Source organism: Corynebacterium sp. CQ3829_602738 (assembly GCF_054478435.1).
The window spans coordinates 1245574-1262819 of record NZ_CM137003.1 but is presented as its reverse complement, the minus strand read 5'-3'; the positions used below and the strand labels follow the sequence as shown (position 1 = coordinate 1262819).

Annotated in this window: 16 protein-coding genes; 11 read left to right on the top strand and 5 right to left on the bottom strand. The window is 65.2% G+C overall.

What is annotated here, in order from left to right; genetic code table 11:
* Window positions 1-209: 209 nt before the first annotated feature.
* The 5 genes from ACX1NL_RS06110 (at window position 210) to ACX1NL_RS06090 (ending at window position 6363) form a co-directional block, all read left to right on the top strand.
* Window positions 210-1547 (top strand): NAD(P)/FAD-dependent oxidoreductase, encoded by a 1338-nt coding sequence (locus tag ACX1NL_RS06110; RefSeq protein ID WP_181888409.1) that lies wholly within the window; start codon window positions 210-212, stop codon window positions 1545-1547.
* Window positions 1548-1877: 330 nt separating this feature from the next.
* Window positions 1878-3929: a pyruvate formate lyase family protein gene (locus tag ACX1NL_RS06105; protein WP_458898908.1), complete on the top strand. Its 2052-nt coding sequence runs from the start codon at window positions 1878-1880 to the stop codon at window positions 3927-3929.
* A 45-nt stretch (window positions 3930-3974) separates the two neighbouring features.
* The gene (grcA2, locus tag ACX1NL_RS06100; RefSeq protein ID WP_239306589.1) at window positions 3975-4226 is read left to right on the top strand and encodes an autonomous glycyl radical cofactor GrcA2; all 252 of its coding nucleotides are present in this window, start codon (window positions 3975-3977) and stop codon (window positions 4224-4226) included.
* A 3-nt stretch (window positions 4227-4229) separates the two neighbouring features.
* The gene (pflA, locus tag ACX1NL_RS06095; RefSeq protein ID WP_239306588.1) at window positions 4230-5105 is read left to right on the top strand and encodes a pyruvate formate-lyase-activating protein; all 876 of its coding nucleotides are present in this window, start codon (window positions 4230-4232) and stop codon (window positions 5103-5105) included.
* A 205-nt stretch (window positions 5106-5310) separates the two neighbouring features.
* On the top strand, window positions 5311-6363 hold the full coding sequence (locus tag ACX1NL_RS06090; protein WP_311390179.1) for a magnesium and cobalt transport protein CorA: 1053 nt from the start codon (window positions 5311-5313) through the stop codon (window positions 6361-6363).
* On the opposite strand, the gene ACX1NL_RS06085 is transcribed toward ACX1NL_RS06090, so the two are convergent.
* Window positions 6364-6813 carry a PaaI family thioesterase gene (locus tag ACX1NL_RS06085; protein ID WP_236883400.1) on the bottom strand — a complete coding sequence of 150 codons (450 nt, stop codon included), beginning with the start codon at window positions 6811-6813 and terminating at the stop codon, window positions 6364-6366. It lies immediately after the preceding gene.
* A 52-nt stretch (window positions 6814-6865) separates the two neighbouring features.
* Here ACX1NL_RS06085 and gndA point away from each other — a divergent pair, with 52 nt between their 5' ends.
* From gndA to ACX1NL_RS06055, 6 genes are read left to right on the top strand one after another with little or no spacing between them, the layout of a single operon-like run.
* The gene (gene gndA, locus ACX1NL_RS06080; protein ID WP_181888404.1) at window positions 6866-8335 is read left to right on the top strand and encodes an NADP-dependent phosphogluconate dehydrogenase; all 1470 of its coding nucleotides are present in this window, start codon (window positions 6866-6868) and stop codon (window positions 8333-8335) included.
* A gap of 42 nt (window positions 8336-8377) precedes the next feature.
* Entirely contained in the window at window positions 8378-9706 is a 1329-nt protein-coding gene (locus ACX1NL_RS06075) for a DEAD/DEAH box helicase (protein WP_458898866.1), read from the top strand.
* Window positions 9707-9723: 17 nt separating this feature from the next.
* Complete coding sequence (locus tag ACX1NL_RS06070; RefSeq protein ID WP_458898865.1) at window positions 9724-11124, top strand: hemolysin family protein; 1401 nt, start codon at window positions 9724-9726, stop codon at window positions 11122-11124.
* Entirely contained in the window at window positions 11121-12173 is a 1053-nt protein-coding gene (locus ACX1NL_RS06065) for a hemolysin family protein (protein ID WP_269952309.1), read from the top strand. Before ACX1NL_RS06070 ends, ACX1NL_RS06065 begins: the two co-directional genes overlap by 4 nt.
* Window positions 12174-13031 (top strand): 3-methyladenine DNA glycosylase, encoded by an 858-nt coding sequence (locus ACX1NL_RS06060; RefSeq protein WP_458898864.1) that lies wholly within the window; start codon window positions 12174-12176, stop codon window positions 13029-13031. It abuts the gene before it with no gap.
* A gap of 48 nt (window positions 13032-13079) precedes the next feature.
* Complete coding sequence (locus ACX1NL_RS06055) at window positions 13080-14546, top strand: vWA domain-containing protein (protein ID WP_458898863.1); 1467 nt, start codon at window positions 13080-13082, stop codon at window positions 14544-14546.
* Between the two features lie 163 nt (window positions 14547-14709).
* On the opposite strand, the gene ACX1NL_RS06050 is transcribed toward ACX1NL_RS06055, so the two are convergent.
* The 4 genes from ACX1NL_RS06050 to odhI all read right to left on the bottom strand — a co-directional run bounded on the left by ACX1NL_RS06050 (window position 14710) and on the right by odhI (window position 17162).
* A complete protein-coding gene (locus tag ACX1NL_RS06050) occupies window positions 14710-15267 on the bottom strand; it encodes a MerR family transcriptional regulator (protein WP_181889576.1) in 558 nt (185 codons plus the stop codon).
* Between the two features lie 127 nt (window positions 15268-15394).
* Entirely contained in the window at window positions 15395-15955 is a 561-nt protein-coding gene (locus tag ACX1NL_RS06045) for a bifunctional nuclease domain-containing protein (RefSeq protein ID WP_269509957.1), read from the bottom strand.
* Window positions 15955-16716 carry a transcriptional regulator FtsR gene (gene ftsR / locus ACX1NL_RS06040; RefSeq protein WP_392398988.1) on the bottom strand — a complete coding sequence of 254 codons (762 nt, stop codon included), beginning with the start codon at window positions 16714-16716 and terminating at the stop codon, window positions 15955-15957. Before ftsR ends, ACX1NL_RS06045 begins: the two co-directional genes overlap by 1 nt.
* 20 nt (window positions 16717-16736) lie before the next feature.
* A complete protein-coding gene (odhI, locus tag ACX1NL_RS06035) occupies window positions 16737-17162 on the bottom strand; it encodes an oxoglutarate dehydrogenase inhibitor Odhl (RefSeq protein ID WP_070473817.1) in 426 nt (141 codons plus the stop codon).
* Window positions 17163-17246: the final 84 nt, after the last annotated feature.

Here is a 17246-nt window from a genome sequence, read left to right as displayed (position 1 = left end):
AGCCACTCCCGGCCAAGCGTCTGCATCGACCGACTGTAGGTGCGCTGGGGTGTTCGCGGGAGTGCTCTCGGACATTCCTCGGATGCTACTGCGCCGGCAGCTCAGATGCGGAGTGCCACGGCGGAGCCTGGCCGCGCGGTTTGCTGGCGGGCGCGTACTATGTATGCCGTTCCGATTAATTACGTCATTGACCCGAGGAGATATCACTCATGGCCTCTCAGGTGTACCGCCCCGAAGGTAGCCGCCACCACGTCGTCATCGTGGGCGCAGGTTTTGGCGGCGTGAACGCGGCAAAGGAGCTCGCAGATGCAGACGTCGACATCACGCTGATCAATAACACCAACCACCACCTCTTCCCGCCGCTGCTGTACCAAGTGGCAACCGGCCTGATGTCCTCCGGTGAGATCACCGGCGACGTGCGCCAGATGTTCAGCAACCAGCAGAACGTCCGCGTCGTGCGCGGCACCGTAGAAACGGTTGACGTGAAGGCGAAGACCGTCACCTCCGTCGAGGGCGGCAAGGAATCGACCTTCTCCTACGACTCGCTCATCGTCGCCGCCGGCGCTGGCCAGTCTTACTTCGGTAACGACCACTTCGCCGAGTTCGCTCCGGGCCTGAAGACGCTGGACCACGCGTTTGAGATCCGCGCCCGCCTCATCGCCGCCTTCGAGCGCGCCGAGCTTGCCGAGACCCCGGAAGAGCGCGACCGCCAGCTGACCTTCGTCATCGTCGGCGCTGGCCCGACCGGTGTGGAGCTGGCTGGCCAGGTGGCAGAGATGGCGCACCGCGCGTTCACCTCCGGCCGCTACTCCTTTAGCACCGAGCAGGCCAAGATTTACCTCCTTGACGGGGCTCCGCAGGTGCTGCCGCCGTTTGGCAAGCGCCTGGGCAAGAAGGCGCAGCGCGAGCTTGAGAAGGCCGGCGTGACCGTCATCCTCAACGCGATGGTGACCAACGTGGATGCAGAGAGCGTGACCTACAAGGACATGAAGTCCGAGCAGGAGACCACCATCAGCACCCCGACCAAGATCTGGTCCGCCGGTGTGGCCGCTTCCCCGCTGGGCAAGCAGGTCGCAGACCAGCTCGGCGTTGAAGCAGACCGCGCGGGCAAGGTCGCGGTCAACGCCGACCTGTCTGTCGGCGACGATCCGAACGTCTTCATCGTCGGCGACATGATGAGCCGCGACCGTCTCCCGGGTGTGGCGCAGGTGGCCATCCAGTCCGGCGCGTACGTCGGCAAGATCATCAAGGAGCAGGTCGAGCACGACGTCGCACCGGAGAGCCGCGACCCGTTCGAGTACTTCGACAAGGGCTCCATGGCCATCATCAACCGCTTCAACGCTGTGGTGAAGATGGGCAAGGTGGAGATCACCGGCTTCATCGGTTGGCTGATGTGGCTGGGCGTGCACCTGTCCTTCCTCACTGGCACCCGCAACCGTCTTGTGGCTGCCACCGAGTGGACCACCAACGCCTTCTCCCGTGCCCGCCACAACCTGGCGGTAACTGAGGGCCAGCTTGAGGTCTCTGAACTGGACAACGAGAAGTAGTCCCTCGCCTTTTCCGGGCGTGCTGTAGCCGCGCCTCTCCCCCGGCCCCGAACCTGTTTACCCAGGCTCGGGGCCATTTTTCGTCCCGCTTAGAGCGTAACCATTCGAGTGGGAAGAATCACACCTATCGTATTACCTTTATTGTTCTCACGTCCCCTACAATCGTGTGTGAGCGGCCCGCGCTTTGAAAGTACATGGGCATGTTGATTGGGCAAGTGCAGCCGCGAGAGATCCTCATAAGCTTTACCGAAGGACTGTGCAACTGTGACTGTTTCTACAGAGCCGCAAACCGAAAACCGCGCGTGGGAAGGCTTCACGCCGGGACCGTGGATGGAACGCATCGACGTTCGCGATTTCATCCAGCGCAACTACACCCCGTACGACGGGGATGCTTCGTTCCTCGAAGGCGCCACCGAGAAGACGCTGCGCCTGTGGGACTACCTGGACAAGAACTACCTCGCCGTCGAACGCGAGCGCCGCGTCTACGACGTCGACACCGAAACCCCCGCCGACATCGACGCGTTCAAGCCGGGATACATCTCGGATGACGACGATGTCATCGTCGGCCTGCAGACGGACACCCCGACCAAGCGCGCGATGATGCCCAACGGTGGCTGGCGCATGGTCGAGCAGGCCATCAAGGAGGCCGGCAAAGAGGTCAACCCGGACGTGAAGAAGATCTTCACCCAGTACCGCAAGACCCACAACGACGCTGTCTTCGATATCTACACTCCGCGCATCCGCGCAGCCCGTTCCTCCCACATCGTCACCGGTCTTCCGGATGCCTACGGCCGCGGCCGTATCATCGGCGACTACCGCCGAGTGGCGCTCTACGGCGTGGACTTCCTCATCGAGGAAAAGCAGCAGGCCAAGGACGCGTCCGTGGAGAAGGGCTTCTCTGAGCACTGGGCACGCTACCGCGAGGAGCACGCCGAGCAGATCAAGGCGCTGAAGAAGCTGAAGAAGATGGCCGCAGACTACGGCTTCGACATCTCCGGCCCGGCAACCAACGCGAAGGAAGCCGTGCAGTGGACCTACTTCGGCTACCTCGCCTCCGTGAAGAGCCAGGACGGCGCCGCCATGTCCATTGGCCGCCTCTCCCCCTTCCTGGACGCATACTTCGAGCGCGACCTGGCCAACGGCACCCTGACCGAGGTTGAGGCCCAGGAGATCATCGACGCACTGGTGATCAAGCTGCGCATCGTGCGCTTTCTGCGCACCGAGGACTACGACCAGATCTTCTCCGGCGACCCGTACTGGGCAACCTGGTCCGACGCCGGCTTCTCCGAGGACGGCCGTCACCAGGTGACCAAGACCTCGTTCCGCCTGCTGCAGACGCTGCGTAACCTCGGCCCGGCGCCGGAGCCGAACATCACCATCTTCTGGGACCCGGAGCTTCCGGCGGGCTACAAGGAATTCTGCGCCGCAATCTCCATCGAGACTTCGTCTCTGCAGTACGAGTCTGACAAGCAGATCCGCGGCCAGTGGGGCGACGACGCCGCCATCGCCTGCTGCGTGTCCCCGATGAAGGTGGGCAAGCAGATGCAGTTCTTCGGCGCCCGCGTCAACGCGGCGAAGGCTCTGCTCTACGCCATCAACGGCGGCCGCGACGAGGTCAGCGGCAAGCAGGTCACCGACGGCGACCACACCCCGATCCAGGGCGACGGCCCGCTGGACTTCGACGAGGTCTGGCAGAAGTACGAGGAGATGCTCGACTGGGTTGTCGGCACCTACGTCGAAGCGCTGAACATCATCCACTACTGCCACGACCGCTACGCTTACGAGTCCATCGAGATGGCGCTGCACGACTCCGACATCGTCCGCACCATGGGCTGCGGCATTGCCGGCCTGTCTATCGTGGCGGACTCCCTCTCGGCGATTAAGTACGCCAAGGTCACCCCGGTCCGCGACGAGACCGGCCTGATCGTCGACTACGTCACCGAGGGCGAGTTCCCGTTCTACGGCAACGACGATGACCGCGCGGACGACATCGCCGCCACGGTGGTGCACACGGTGATGCAGAAGATCAAGGCGATCCCGCTGTACCGCGACGCCATCCCGACCCAGTCGGTGCTGACCATCACCTCCAACGTGGTCTACGGCAAGGCAACCGGTTCGTTCCCCTCCGGCCACAAGGCTGGTACCCCGTTCGCACCGGGCGCTAACCCGGAGAACGGCGCGGACAACCACGGTATGGTCGCGTCCATGCTCTCCGTGGGCAAGCTCGACTACAACGACGCGCTGGACGGCATCTCGCTGACCAACACGATCACTCCGACGGGCTTGGGCCGCAACAAGGACGAGCAGGTGACCAACCTGGTCGGTGTCCTAGACGCAGGCTTCATCATGGACAACGCCGACACGGTCATCAACCCCGCCTAACCAAGACTTCCCTACCCACCCACTCACTCCGAAGGAGACAACATCATGACCACCCCTACTTTCGACGAGCGCCTCGCTTCCATGAAGGCTTCCCGCTCCGCTAACAACATGGAGTCGGGTCTGTACCACGCGAACATCAACGTGCTGGACGAGTCCACCCTTGAGGACGCAATGGAGCACCCGGAGAACTACCCGAACCTCACCGTTCGCGTCTCCGGCTACGCCGTGAACTTCGTCAAGCTGACGAAGGAGCAGCAGCGCGACGTTATCTCCCGTACCTTCCACAAGGGCGCTTAATATATGGCGCAGGACGGAACTAGCGGCGTCGTCACGCTTTCGCCCGAGCAGGGCGAGCGCGTGCGCGGCGTCGCTGCCGGTTTAGGCGGACTGTCCACCGACGACCTGGAGATCACCCGCCCCGAGCTGTTCGAGGCCCGCCGCACGGGCGAAATCGGCCTCATCCACTCGTGGGAGCTGGTCACAGCTGTTGACGGCCCCGGCACCCGGATGACCATCTTCTTGTCCGGTTGCCCGCTGCGGTGCAAGTACTGCCACAATCCGGACACGATGGAAATGAAGGAAGGCACGCTCGAGCGTATCGACGATGTCGTGCGTCGCGTGCTGCGCTACAAGCCGGTCTTCAGCGCTTCCGGTGGCGGGCTCACGCTCTCTGGCGGCGAGCCGCTGTTCCAGATCGCGTTCACGCGCCGCCTGCTGAAGGCGGTGCACGACGCGGGCGTGCACACCACGATCGACACGTCCGGCTTTCTTGGTGCGCGACTCACCGACGAGGACCTGGACAATATCGACCTCTTCCTGTTGGACGTGAAGTCCGGCGATTCGGAAACGTACGAGCACGTGACTGCCCGCCAGCTGCAGCCGACCATCGACTTCGGCGACCGGTTGCATGCGAAAGGCAAGCCCGTGTGGATCCGCTTCGTGCTGGTGCCCGGCCTGACGGACAGCGAAGAGAACATCCGGAACGTCGCCGACATTGTCGCGCGTTGGAAGGGCACCGTGGAGCGCGTCGAGGTGCTCCCCTTCCACAACATGGGCGCCGATAAGTGGGAAAAGATCGGGCTGGATTATGAGCTGGCGGACGTCAAGCCCCCCAGCCCGAAGGCTGTCGAGCACGCGCGCGACATCTTCCGCAGTCGCGGGCTGACGGTGTTCTAGCGGCTTTTCGCCCGGGTGGACACCCGGGCGCACCCCCGCTAGACAACCGTCGCGATCAGCGTAGTATTACCTAAGTTGTCGAGCGCGCCAGGGGCGCACTCTCCCGCCGCACGGGGGCCACTGCGCCGCAGCGCCAAGATCCTGCATTGCTACCGGCCCCTCGCACGAGTGAAAGGGGGCTGAAGCAATGCCACCACGTATTCCAATGCCGGGTCAACGACCGAAGAAGGTACAGCCCCCCACGCGCAGCATCCCGGTCCCCCTCGAGCGCCAGATCGATTTCTGCCGCGTCTTCGTGGACGGCAAGCGCCAGCCGGGCAATGTGCGGATGTCGCACGCGCTCGAGGTTGTGGAGCGCTACGAAAACGCCTTCGTGTGGCTGAGCTTGAAAGAGCCGACCACGGAGCAGATGGAGAAGATCGCGGAGGTCTTCGACATCGAGGACCTGGTCGTCGACGACGTCGTGGATGCGCACCAGCGCCCGAAGATCGAGCGACACGACGAGCAACTGTTCATGGTTGTGCGGTCCGTGTCCTACCGCGACGATGAAGAGGTCGCGGACGCCCGCGAAATCATTTCCACCGGCGAGGTGCAGATGATCGTCGGCGAAAAGTTCGCCATCACCATTCGTCACGGTGCTCGCCTGCCGGACCTCACGCCAAAGCTTGAGGACGAAGAAGATCTCGCCGTGCTCGGCCCCACCGCCGTCGCTTGGGCGGTGTCGGACTACCTGGTGGATAACTACCTCAAGGTCGCCGACTTGCTCGAGGACGACGTGGACGAGTTGGAAAATGAGGTGTTCACGCCCCGCCGCACCATCAACATCGACAAGATCTACACCTACAAGCGTGAGATTTTGGAGATGCGGCACGCAATCGATCCGCTCGCTCCTGCCCTGCGTAACGGCCTGACCAGCAACAAGGACTTCATGCGTAAGGTCCTGCGCACCTACTTCCGGGACGTGCAGGACAACTCCACGATCGTCAGCGACCGCCTGTCCGGCTTCGACGAGCGTCTGACGTCGCTGCTCGATGCGTCGGTAGCCAAGATCACCATGCAGCAGAACTCGGACATGCGCACCATCTCCGCTGTCGTCGGCATGGCCGCGGTGCCGACGCTGATCGCGGGCATTTACGGCATGAACTTCGAGCACATGCCGGAGCTTGGGTCGCGCTACGGCTACCCCGCCGCGCTTTTGGTCATGCTTTTGGCCATCTCCGCGATGTGGTGGTGGTTCCGCAAGAACAACTGGCTGTAGCTAGCGGTCCAGCACCATCAGCTTCAGGTTGGTTACGGCGGCCAGCTTGCCGTCGGCTGTCATCTCCACGCGCCACAGGTGCGTGCGCTTGCCGACGTGCACGGGTTCGGCCACCGCGCGAATCGTCTGGCCTAGCCGCACGCTGCCGAGCAGGTCGGTGTAGTTGCTCATGCCTACTGCAGGCTTCGCGCTCGCCGCCACGGCTGCGATGGAGGCAAGCGTCTCCCCGATCACGCAGTACAGTCCGCCGTTGACGATGCCGGTGGGCTGCAGGTGGCGCTGCTCCACCTCCAGCGCCCCATCGAGGCGGTCTTTGGAGCAGTACGTCAGCTTCAACCCCAGCGTCTGGGCGAAATCAAACTCGCCGGAATTGATGTAGGACAGCTCTTCTTCCGTCAGAGGGGCCTCGATGACCTCTCGGTACAGGCGCAGATTCTTCTCCATGTCCATGCCGGCCAATCTTACGGGCGAAAGCGGGCGCACCCCGCGTAGAATCCGGCGTATGACTGCAGAACACAACGGTGACCAGCTCGCTCAAATCGGTGTTGTCGGCATGGCGGTGATGGGCTCCAACCTGGCCCGCAATTTCGCGTCCAAGGGCCACACCGTGGCCATCTACAACCGCTCCCCGGAAAAGACCCGCGCGGTCGTTGAAGAGTTCGGCCACGAGGGCAATTTCATCCCCTCCGAGTCGATCGAGGACTTCGTCGCATCGCTCGAGCGCCCCCGCAAGGCAGTGATCATGGTGCAGGCCGGCGCCGCCACAGATGCAGTGATCAAGCAGCTCGTGGAGGCCATGGACGACGGCGACATCATCATCGACGGCGGCAATTCCCTGTTCACGGACACCATCCGCCGCGAACGTGAAGTCGCTGCAGCTGGCCGCCACTTCGTCGGCGCCGGCATCTCCGGCGGCGAGGAGGGTGCGCTGCGTGGCCCGTCGATCATGCCGGGCGGTCCGGTGGAATCCTGGGAGACTCTCGGGCCGCTGCTGGAGGACATCTCCGCGAAGGTGGACGGCACCCCGTGCGTGACCCACATCGGCCCGGACGGCGCCGGCCACTTTGTCAAGATGGTGCACAACGGCATCGAGTATGCGGACATGCAGGTCATCGGCGAGGCCTACCACCTGCTGCGCTACGCGGCGGGCCTCGAGCCGGCGGAGATCGCGGACATCTTCACGGAGTGGAACAAGGGCGACCTGGACTCCTACCTCATCGAGATCACTGCGGAGGTGCTGCGCCAGGTGGACGCGCGCACCGGCAAGCCGTTCATCGACGTCATCGTGGACGCCGCCGGCCAGAAGGGAACCGGCCGCTGGACGGTCAAGGAAGCGCTGGACCTCGGGGTTCCCACCACCGCCATCGGCGAGGCCGTCTTCGCCCGCGCGCTGTCGTCTGCGCTGGCTCAGCGCGAGGCGGCCCAGGAGGTCGGTCTGCCTGCGGGTGAGACGACGACGTTGGAGGCCGAAGGCGTCGATAAGCAGTCGTTCGTTGAGGACGTGCGGCGCGCGTTGTACGCCTCTAAGCTGGTGGCGTACGCGCAGGGCTTTGACGAGATCAACGCCGGCTCCCAGGAACACAACTGGGACATCAAGCCCGGCGATCTCGCGCGCATTTGGCGCGGCGGCTGCATCATCCGCGCGAAGTTCCTCGACCGCATCACGGAGGCCTACGAAAAGGACCCGGAGCTGCCGTCGCTGCTTTTGGACCCGTACTTCAAGGGCGAGCTGGACAAGGGCCTGGTCGATTCCTGGCGCCGCGTGGTTGTCACCGCAACCCAGCTGGGCCTGCCGGTGCCGGTGTTCGCATCCTCGCTGTCCTACTACGACTCGCTGCGCGCGCAGCGCCTGCCGGCTGCGCTGATCCAGGGCCAGCGCGACTTCTTCGGTGCCCACACCTACAAGCGCGTGGACATGGAGGGCACGTTCCACACCACGTGGTCCGGCGAACGCGAGGAACTGAGCTACTAGCTCGGCTTCTCCCCTTTCGTCCGACCGCGTAGACTGCACTGAATGACTACATTCGCCGATCTCGGTTTGCCCCGGGCCATTGTCAACGTCCTGGGCAAGCAAGGCATCACAGAGCCCTTCCCCATCCAGGAAGCGGCGATCCCCGACGCGCTGGCCGGCAAGGACGTGCTGGGCCGCGGCCCGACAGGCTCCGGCAAGACCTTCACGTTCGGCCTGCCCATGCTGGCTCGTCTCGCAGGCGCTCCGAGCACCCCGGGCCACCCGCGCGGCCTTGTTCTGGCGCCGACGCGCGAGCTCGCCTCGCAAATCCGCGAACGCCTCGAGGACCCCGCGGCCGCGCTCGGCCTGCGCGTGCTCGATGTTGTGGGCGGTGTGAACATCAACCACCACATCCGCTCGCTCGCGTCCCCGGTGGACCTGCTGGTGGCCACCCCCGGCCGTGCCGAGGATCTGATCAACCAGAAGAAGCTGTCCTTCGATTCGGTGCAAATTGCTGCCCTGGATGAGGCGGACCAGATGGCGGACATGGGCTTTCTGCCGCAGGTGCGCAAGCTTTTGGACCGCACCCCGAAGGACGGCCAGCGCCTTTTGTTTTCCGCCACCCTCGACGGTGACGTGGAAAAGCTCATCGCCCGCTACATGCACGACCCCGTCACCCACTCCACCGCCCCGGTGCAGGCGGCGGTAGACACGATGGACCATTACCGCCTCATGGTGGGCGGCCGCGAGGAGCGCAACGAGATCGCGCTGCAGATCGCCGCGCGCGAGGGCAAGACCATCATGTTCATGCGCACGAAGCACGGCGTGGACCGCCAGGTGAAAAAGCTGCGCCGCGCCGGCATCCACGCCCAAGGCCTCCACGGCGACAAGGGCCAGGGCGCGCGCACACGAGCGCTTGAGGGCTTCGCCGACGGCTCCACCCCTGTGCTGGTGGCCACGGACATCGCGGCCCGCGGCATCGACGTCGATGACGTCTCCCTGGTCGTGCACGTGGACCCGCCCGCGGAGCACAAGGCGTACCTGCACCGCGCAGGCCGCACAGCACGAGCCGGCACGTCCGGCACCGTGGTCACCCTCGTGATGGACGACCAAGCCAAGGAAGTCGCGCAGCTTCTGCGCAAGGCCGGCGTGGACGCGCCCGAGGTCAGGGTGACTCCGCTTTCGGAATCCTTGGTTACAATCACCGGTGCACGCACACCGGAAGGCACGCCGCTTCCTCCGCCGGGCCAACCCCAGCGGCCGAAGAGGACCGCTGCCTCCGGCAACCGCAAGGCAGGCGGCAACCGTAGCCGCAATGCCAGCCGCGGCGGAAGCAACAACCGCAACCGCGCCCGCCGTACGGACCGAAGTCGAAGGAGTAACGGCCGCTAAGGCACAGACCACCATCCATGGACATACTCTTATCCATCCTCGCCCTACTGGCGTTCGTGCTACTCACGGCGTCGACCGGGCTTTTCGTCGCGATCGAATTCGCCATGACGGGCCTGGAACGCTCGACCATCGACGCCCACGTCAAGGAGCGGGGCGACGCCACAGCGCGGGCGATTGCGCGCGACCACGCAAACCTCTCGTTCGTGCTCTCCGGCGCGCAGTTGGGCATTACGGTGACCACCCTTGCCGCCGGTTTCCTCGCAGAGCCGGTGCTGGGCAAATTCTTCACCCCGGTCCTCGAGCTCGTCGGACTGCCTGCAAGCGCGTCCACCACCGTCGCGCTTGTCCTCGCACTGGTGGTGGCGACGTTCTTGTCCATGGTGTTCGGCGAGTTGGTGCCGAAAAACGTCGCCATCACGGACCCGTTGAACACGGCCCGCACGGTGGTGCCGCCCGTGCACTACTTCAACATGGCGACCAAGCCGTTCATCCTGTTTCTCAACACCGCCGCGAACTGGGTGGTGCGCAAGATGGGCATCGAGCCTGCCGACGAGCTCGCGTCCGCCCGCTCCTCCCAGGAGCTTGGCGCGATGGTGCGAAACTCCGCTGAAGCGGGCGGCCTGGATGCGGCTACTGCCGCAGTGATCGACCGTTCGTTGCGTTTCGGCGAGACGACGGCTGAGGAAGTGATGACGCCGCGCTCAACCATTGATTCACTGGACGCGGACGACACCGTCGCGGATTTGATCGCCCTTGCGCGCGAGACTGGCCACTCCCGTTTCCCGGTACGCCGCGGCGACTTGGACGACACCCTCGGCGTGGTCCACATCAAGGATGCCTTCTCTGTGCCGCACGAGTTCCGCGCCACGACGAAGTTGGCCTCCCTGGCGCGGCGGGTGCCGTTCGTGCCGGGCACGCTCGATGGCGACTCGGTGCTCAACCGCGTGCGCTCCGCAGGCTCTCAGGTGGTGCTGGTGGCCGACGAGTACGGCGGCACCCAGGGCCTGGTCACCATCGAGGACCTTGTGGAGGAGATCCTCGGTGAGGTCTACGACGAGTACGACGACCAAGAAAGCGAGAAGGACTTCACCCGCTTCGGCACGTCCTGGGAGGTTGCGGGCCTCGTGCGTCTCGACGAGTTGGAGGAACGCACCGGGTTCGCCGCCGTGGACGGTCCCTACGAAACCCTCGGCGGCCTGATCATGGCCACGCTGGGCCGCATCCCCGAGCTCGGCGACGAGGTCGTGCTGCGCACCGCCTCCGCGGCGAATTTCCAGGAGGAGCTGCAATCCGGCGGCGCCGGCAATTGGCTGGCGCAGGTATCCGAGATGGACGGCCGCCGCATCGACCGCGCGCTGCTGCGTCCGGTCCCGCCCGATAAAGCAGGCGAAGTTAGAGAGGCGGTGGACACCAAGTGAGTATCTGGTTGGCAGCACTGCTGATCGTCGCGCTGCTCGGCGCCAACGCGTTCTTCGTGGCCGTCGAATTCGCACTCGTCTCCTCCCGCAAGGACCGCTTGGAGTCGCTCCTTGCGCAGGGCAAAACCAAGGCTGAGGGCGTGCTCTACGCCACCGAGCACCTCTCGATCTACCTTGCCGGCGCACAGTTCGGCATCACGGTGGCGTCGCTGATTCTGGGCAAGGTGGCCGAGCCTGCGATCGCCTCTTACATCGAGGCGCCGTTTGAGGCCCTGGGCATGCCCGGCGACCTGCTGCACCCCGTCGCGTTCGTGCTCGCCCTGCTCATCATCTCGTTTCTGCACATCTTGTTCGGCGAGATGGTGCCGAAAAACATTGCCATCGCGGGCCCGGAACGCATGGCGATGTGGCTGACCCCCGCGATGACGCTGTGGATGAAGCTCACGCATCCGCTGCTGGAATTCCTCAACTGGGTCGCGCGCAAGACGCTGCTGCTGTTCGGCATCGAGCAGCGCGACGAGCTCGAATCCACCGTGGACCAGGAACAGCTCGCCACCATGATCCAGGAGTCGCGCGAGGAGGGCCTCCTGGACGCCGAAGAGACCGTGCGCCTGGCCAAGGCGCTGCGCCAGGACTCCCGCCAGCTCAAGGAAGCCATGATCCCGCTGGCCCAGGTCACGACGATCCCGTACGACCCTCGCGGCATCCGCCTCTCCGTCATCGAGCAGGCGGTCCAAGACACCGGCTACTCCCGCTTCCCTGTCCGCATCGACGCCAGCTCGCTCGCCGGCTACGTCCATGTCAAGGACATCCTGGACCTGATGGAGTTCCCGCAGGGCGATCCGCGGGTTTCGCTCAAGCGCATCCGCCCGCTGACTACAGTCGATGCCGCCCAGTCCATGGACGACGCGCTCGCGATGCTGCACCGCCGTTCCGCGCACATGGCGGAGGTGCACGACAACGGCAAACTCGTCGGCGTGGTCGCGCTGGAAGACCTCATCGAGGAATACGTGGGCACGGTGTCCGACTGGACCCACGAGGGCGAGTAAATGCAGGTACTCACCCCCGAGGAGTACATGCCGCGCATCGCAGCGCACGCCGCCCGCGCCGAACGCTGGACCGCGCCAAGGGTGGCGCGCCGGGCACGCGGCCAGTATCACCCGGTGTGGGATTTCCTCTTCGATTACTACCCGCAGCGCCCCGCCCATCTGAAGCGCTGGCACCCGGGCATCGGCGTCGCGCTCGAAGACGCCGCTTCGCTCCCCCACGCCGGCTGGCGCGACTATGTCTGTAACAAGGGCACTGTGCTTCTCGACGTCCAACGGTTCCTCACCCACCGCAGAGGCGACGTGGAGGAGGTGGAGGCCATCCTTCGGTCCGTCGATAGGCGTGAAGCCCACTTCGACTGCTTCGGCATGCACGAGTGGGCGATGGTGTACCGCACGGACAGCCCGCGCCACAGCCTGCCGCTGCGCCTGGGGGCGGAGGGCACGAACGCCGTGGTGGAGGCGCACAACGTCAAGTGCACCCACTTTGACGCCTTCCGCTTTTTCACCCCGGCGGCGCGGCCGCTGAACCTCACGGTGCTCACGCGCGAGGGGCAGGCGGACAACGACCAGGCCGGGTGCGTGCACGTGAGCATGGACCTGTACAAGTGGGCAATGAAGCTCGGACCGCTCGTGCCCGGCGAGCTGCTGATGGACTGCTTCGAGCTCGCCGCCGACGCCCGGCGCCTAGACATGGAGGCCTCCCCGTACGACTGCAAGAGCTTGGGCTTCGGCGTGGTGGCTGTGGAAACGCCCGAGGGCAAGGCGGAGTACGTAGCCCGCCAACGCGAGCTCAGCCGCCGCGCACAACCGCTGCGCCAGCGGCTTGTCGCGGTCATCGACGCCGCCTATCACGGCTAGACTCGAAGACGGTTTTCACTCGTTCGATCGAAAAAGGCGGCGATTCCGGTGGCGAAGCACGCAAGCGGCAAGAACAACTACAGGCTGTCCGGAGAGCTCATCGCCTTACTGGTGGTGCTGGCCCTGATCGCAGCGGCCATCATCTGGTGGCTGACCAGCCGCGGCGAGGACGCTGGCAGCACTGAGGCGCAGGCCGAGGACTGCGTCGCGGGCGAGCTCGTGCTCCCCGTCGCGGCCTCCGACAAGGGCGCGGGCCAATCGCTTGTGGACGCCTACGGTGCGTCCTCCCCCGTCGTCCGCGACTACTGCGTCAAGCCCCAGCTGGTCGACTCTGTTGCCGACGCCGCGGTGTTTATCGCCCCGAACACGGCGGTGACCCACCAGTCGCTGGAGAGCGCCGGTCGCACCCCCGCCGTATCTGACCCGAAGGCTGCGTACAGCGAAGCCGTCGGCGTGGCCGGCAAGGACGAGGTCAAGCTCGAGGACCTGACCGTGGACAAGGTCCGCTTCCCCGTATCCGAAGAGTCTGCAGCCTCCGCCCTGGTGGCATCAAAGGTGGCCGGCAACGACAACGACGCCGTGCAGGCGCTGACCGATCAGCGCATCGGCAGCGCCGACGAGCTCAACGCAGATGGCGGCGAGTACCTCGCCACCGCCGAGGACGCCGTGCCGGAAGGCCTGAAGTTCACCCCGGTCGGTGCCGACGCCGTCTACACCGCGTTTCCGCTGAACCAGAACGACAAGGTCGACGAGAACCAGGCCCGCGCGGGCCAGGACTTCGCCCGCTTCGCCTCCGAGCGTTTCGACGGCACCGAAAAGGACCAGCCGGCCGTCTCCGATCTGGTGTGGGCCGCTGCCCTGCCCGCCGGCGGCGAGGCCATCACATCGGACGCGAAGAAGGACGGCGACGCGCAGGACGGCGCCGACGCCGACAAGGCTGCTGGCGGCGACGGCGCTGACGCCGCCAGTGCCAATGCCGGCGCCCTGCAGCCCGAGAACACCCTGTTCCTCCTGGACACCTCCAACGCGATGAGCCCGTACCTCCAACCGGCGAAGGACGCCATCGCAAACGCCGCGCTCGAGCTCGGGGGCAAGGGCAAGCAGGTCGGCCTGTGGAACTACTCCTCCCCGCTGAACCCGGGCGTTGTAGTGGGCTATCGCCAGAACATCAGCGTCTCCCCCGACGCCGACTCCGTCGCCGTGGCGGTGCGACGCTTCCTCACCGGCGGCGTGCCCCAGACCCGCCAGGCCGTCGAGGCAGCCGCAGGCGCCTACGGCGCTGGTGAGGCAAAGACCCGCGTCGTCCTGGTCACCACTGGCACAGCCGATGCCGGCGACGACAAGGCCTTCGAAGACGCAGTGCGAGGCGCGGCCGGCGACAAGGTGGAGATCACCGTCGTGCGCGTCGGCGAGGGTGTGGCTGACAAGGCGGTCGAGGCCCTGTCCGCGAAGACCGTGGATGCGAAGCAAGCCGACGGCATCGACGGCGCCGTGAAGCAGGCATCCGGCCTGTAGGCATCCGGTCAGCCCCCCCTGCGACAGACCCTGGGATCCTAAGCCTGGGATCGGGCGAAAATCGAGCGATCGCAGGCTCTGCCTCCCAGGGTCTGTGCGACGAGGACATAGAAAAAGGCCCGGGCTGGTGGGAGTGATCCCAGCCCGGGCCTAAACGCTTCGTTTAAGAGGTCTTGCGACGGCGGCGGTCCGCCAGCTCGTCGAAGCCGATGACGTTGTCGGCGTCGTCCTCGGTGACGCGCTCCGACGGGAACGCGGAGATGGTGCCGGTCAGTTCCTTCATGATCTGCGGCACGGCGATGCCGAACACACCCTGGCCGCCGCCGAGGAGGTCGATGATCTCCTCGTTGGAGCGGCACTCGTAGACGGTCACGCCGTCGGAGACGAGGGTGATCTCGGCGATGTCGGACACACCGCGGTCACGCAGCTTGTCCACTGCGAGGCGGATGTTCTGCAGCGAGATGCCGGTGTCGAGCAGGCCCTTGACGATCTTCAGGACCAGGATGTCCTTGAAGGAGTACAGGCGCTGAGAGCCGGAGCCCTTAGCGCCGCGGATGGACGGGCGCACCAGGCCGGTGCGTGCCCAGTAGTCGAGCTGACGGTAGGTGATGCCGGCGACCTGGCAGGCGATCGGCACGCGGTAGCCGACTTCGTCGGACGGGCCGACGTCGAAAAGCGACTCCTGCACAGCGTCGAACAGGCCGTCCTGATTTTCCTCGATGATGCTCACGTAATTACTCCCATGAAAGTTAGCTCGAAGCCTAATGACTATTAAAGGGTAAGCATACGGAGCTGGTCAATAGTCACATGCGTAACACGCCGAAACTCTCAAGGAATACTTGAGGGTTTTACCCCTCCTTGGGGTTATCCTCCCCCAAATCCGAGTCCTCCACCCCGAGGCTGCGCATCAGCGCCTCGAAGTCCGCGTCGGCCTGGGCGTCGCCGCTGGCGGAGACAGCTTCATCCGCGAAATCTTCGATTTCGATCTCCGCCTGCAGGTAGCGCTGGGCATCCCCCTGCGACAGAAACACCGAGGCCTGGGCGGCGACCGTGTCGTCGACGGTCAGCTCCATGTCCAGCTCCTCGGCTAACAGCAGCGCGTCGGAAGCGCGCAGATCAATTTCGGTGCCGCCGAAGATTGTCAGGGTGGCCATAAAGGTGCCGTTGACGTAGCTGGAAAGTTCGAGGCTGTCCGCGCCGTTGGTGGAGGTGCGGATGAGCTCCGCGATCGCGTCGACGGGACGCGGGCGGTTCGGGGCCCACCCGTCCAGGCGCATGGCCAGTTCAGCGCCCTCCATCGGCGGCAGCCACACCGGAATGCAGCGCCCGTTCGTGGGCCGTTGGAGCAGGGCGCAGAGGAAATCTTCCGGGCCGACCGGAAACACGCCGATGAGGTTGACGGCCTCCATTAGCTCCCCAGCTGCTTGCGCAGCTCGTTTTTCACCAGCGACGCGTGCAGGGACACGACCAGCGCGGACATCTGCTGGCCGATCTCCTCGGCCTTCTGCTTCGCGGTGACCTTGCCGGACTTCGACACCGGCTCCGCAACCTGGTTGATCATGTCGGCCTGACGGGCCGCCGCGGTGCGCAGCGTCTTCAGGTGGCGGGCGTCGAAGCCGAACTCGGACAGCGACAGTGCGGTGGTGACGGTACGGACGTCGTCGGCGGTAAACAGCCCGGCGGCATCCGGGGTGATCAGGCCGACCTTGATGTACTCCTCCACCGTCGACGGATCCGCCTGGGCCTGCTCGGCCACGTCCGCGTCGGTCAGCTGCGTCGCCGACGGCGCGCGGAAGTTCTCTGGGGAGATCATCGGCTCGGACTCGCCGGCGGTAAGGATCGCGGTGACGTGGCCGGAATCCATCGCCTCGAGCTGCTCGCGGATGACCTTCAGCGGCAGGTAGTTGTCGCGCTGGGTGACCAGGATGTAGCGCAGACGCTCCACATCTTCCTCGGTGAAGCGGCGGTAGCCGGAGGCGGTGCGTTGCGGAGTGATCAGCCCCTCGGACTCGAGGAAGCGGATCTTGGAGACGGTCACGTCCGGGAACTCGGTGCGCAGACGCTCAAGCACCACGCCGATGGACATCGTTTTCGCGGTCTTGGTTGCCTTGGCGGCCTTCGCCGGCTTCGCGGGGGTAGCGGCTGGTGCCGTTTGACGGATTGCGCTCACGTGATCGAACTCTTCTCTAACTAGTTGCCGGCGGTGATGAAGACCAGACGGAATTTACCAATCTGGATTTCGTCGCCGTTGGTCAGCTCCTGGGAGTTGCGCGGCTCGCGGTTGACGTAGGTGCCGTTGAGCGAGCCCACGTCCACGACTTCGTAGCCGCCGTCGTTGCGGCGGAACTCTGCGTGACGACGGGACACAGTCACGTCGTCGAGGAAAATGTCCGCCTCCGGGTGGCGGCCCGCGGTGGTGGAATCCTGGTCCAGCAGGAAGCGGGCGCCTGCGTTCGGGCCGCGCTTGACTACGAGGAGTGCCTCCCCATCCGACAGCTGGTCCGCACCGGCGGCGGAGTCCGCAGACGTAGCAGCGCCGGACTCCATCTCCTTGAGCAGGTCTGCGCGGAATACCGAGGTGGTTTCGACCTGGTTCTGCGGCGTGTTGTCGCTCATGGGTAACTCCTGACTTTCGAGTCGTGGTTGAGATCTCTCGCCATAATAGCGTCCGGCCCGCCCGAAGGGGCGGCTACCGGAGAA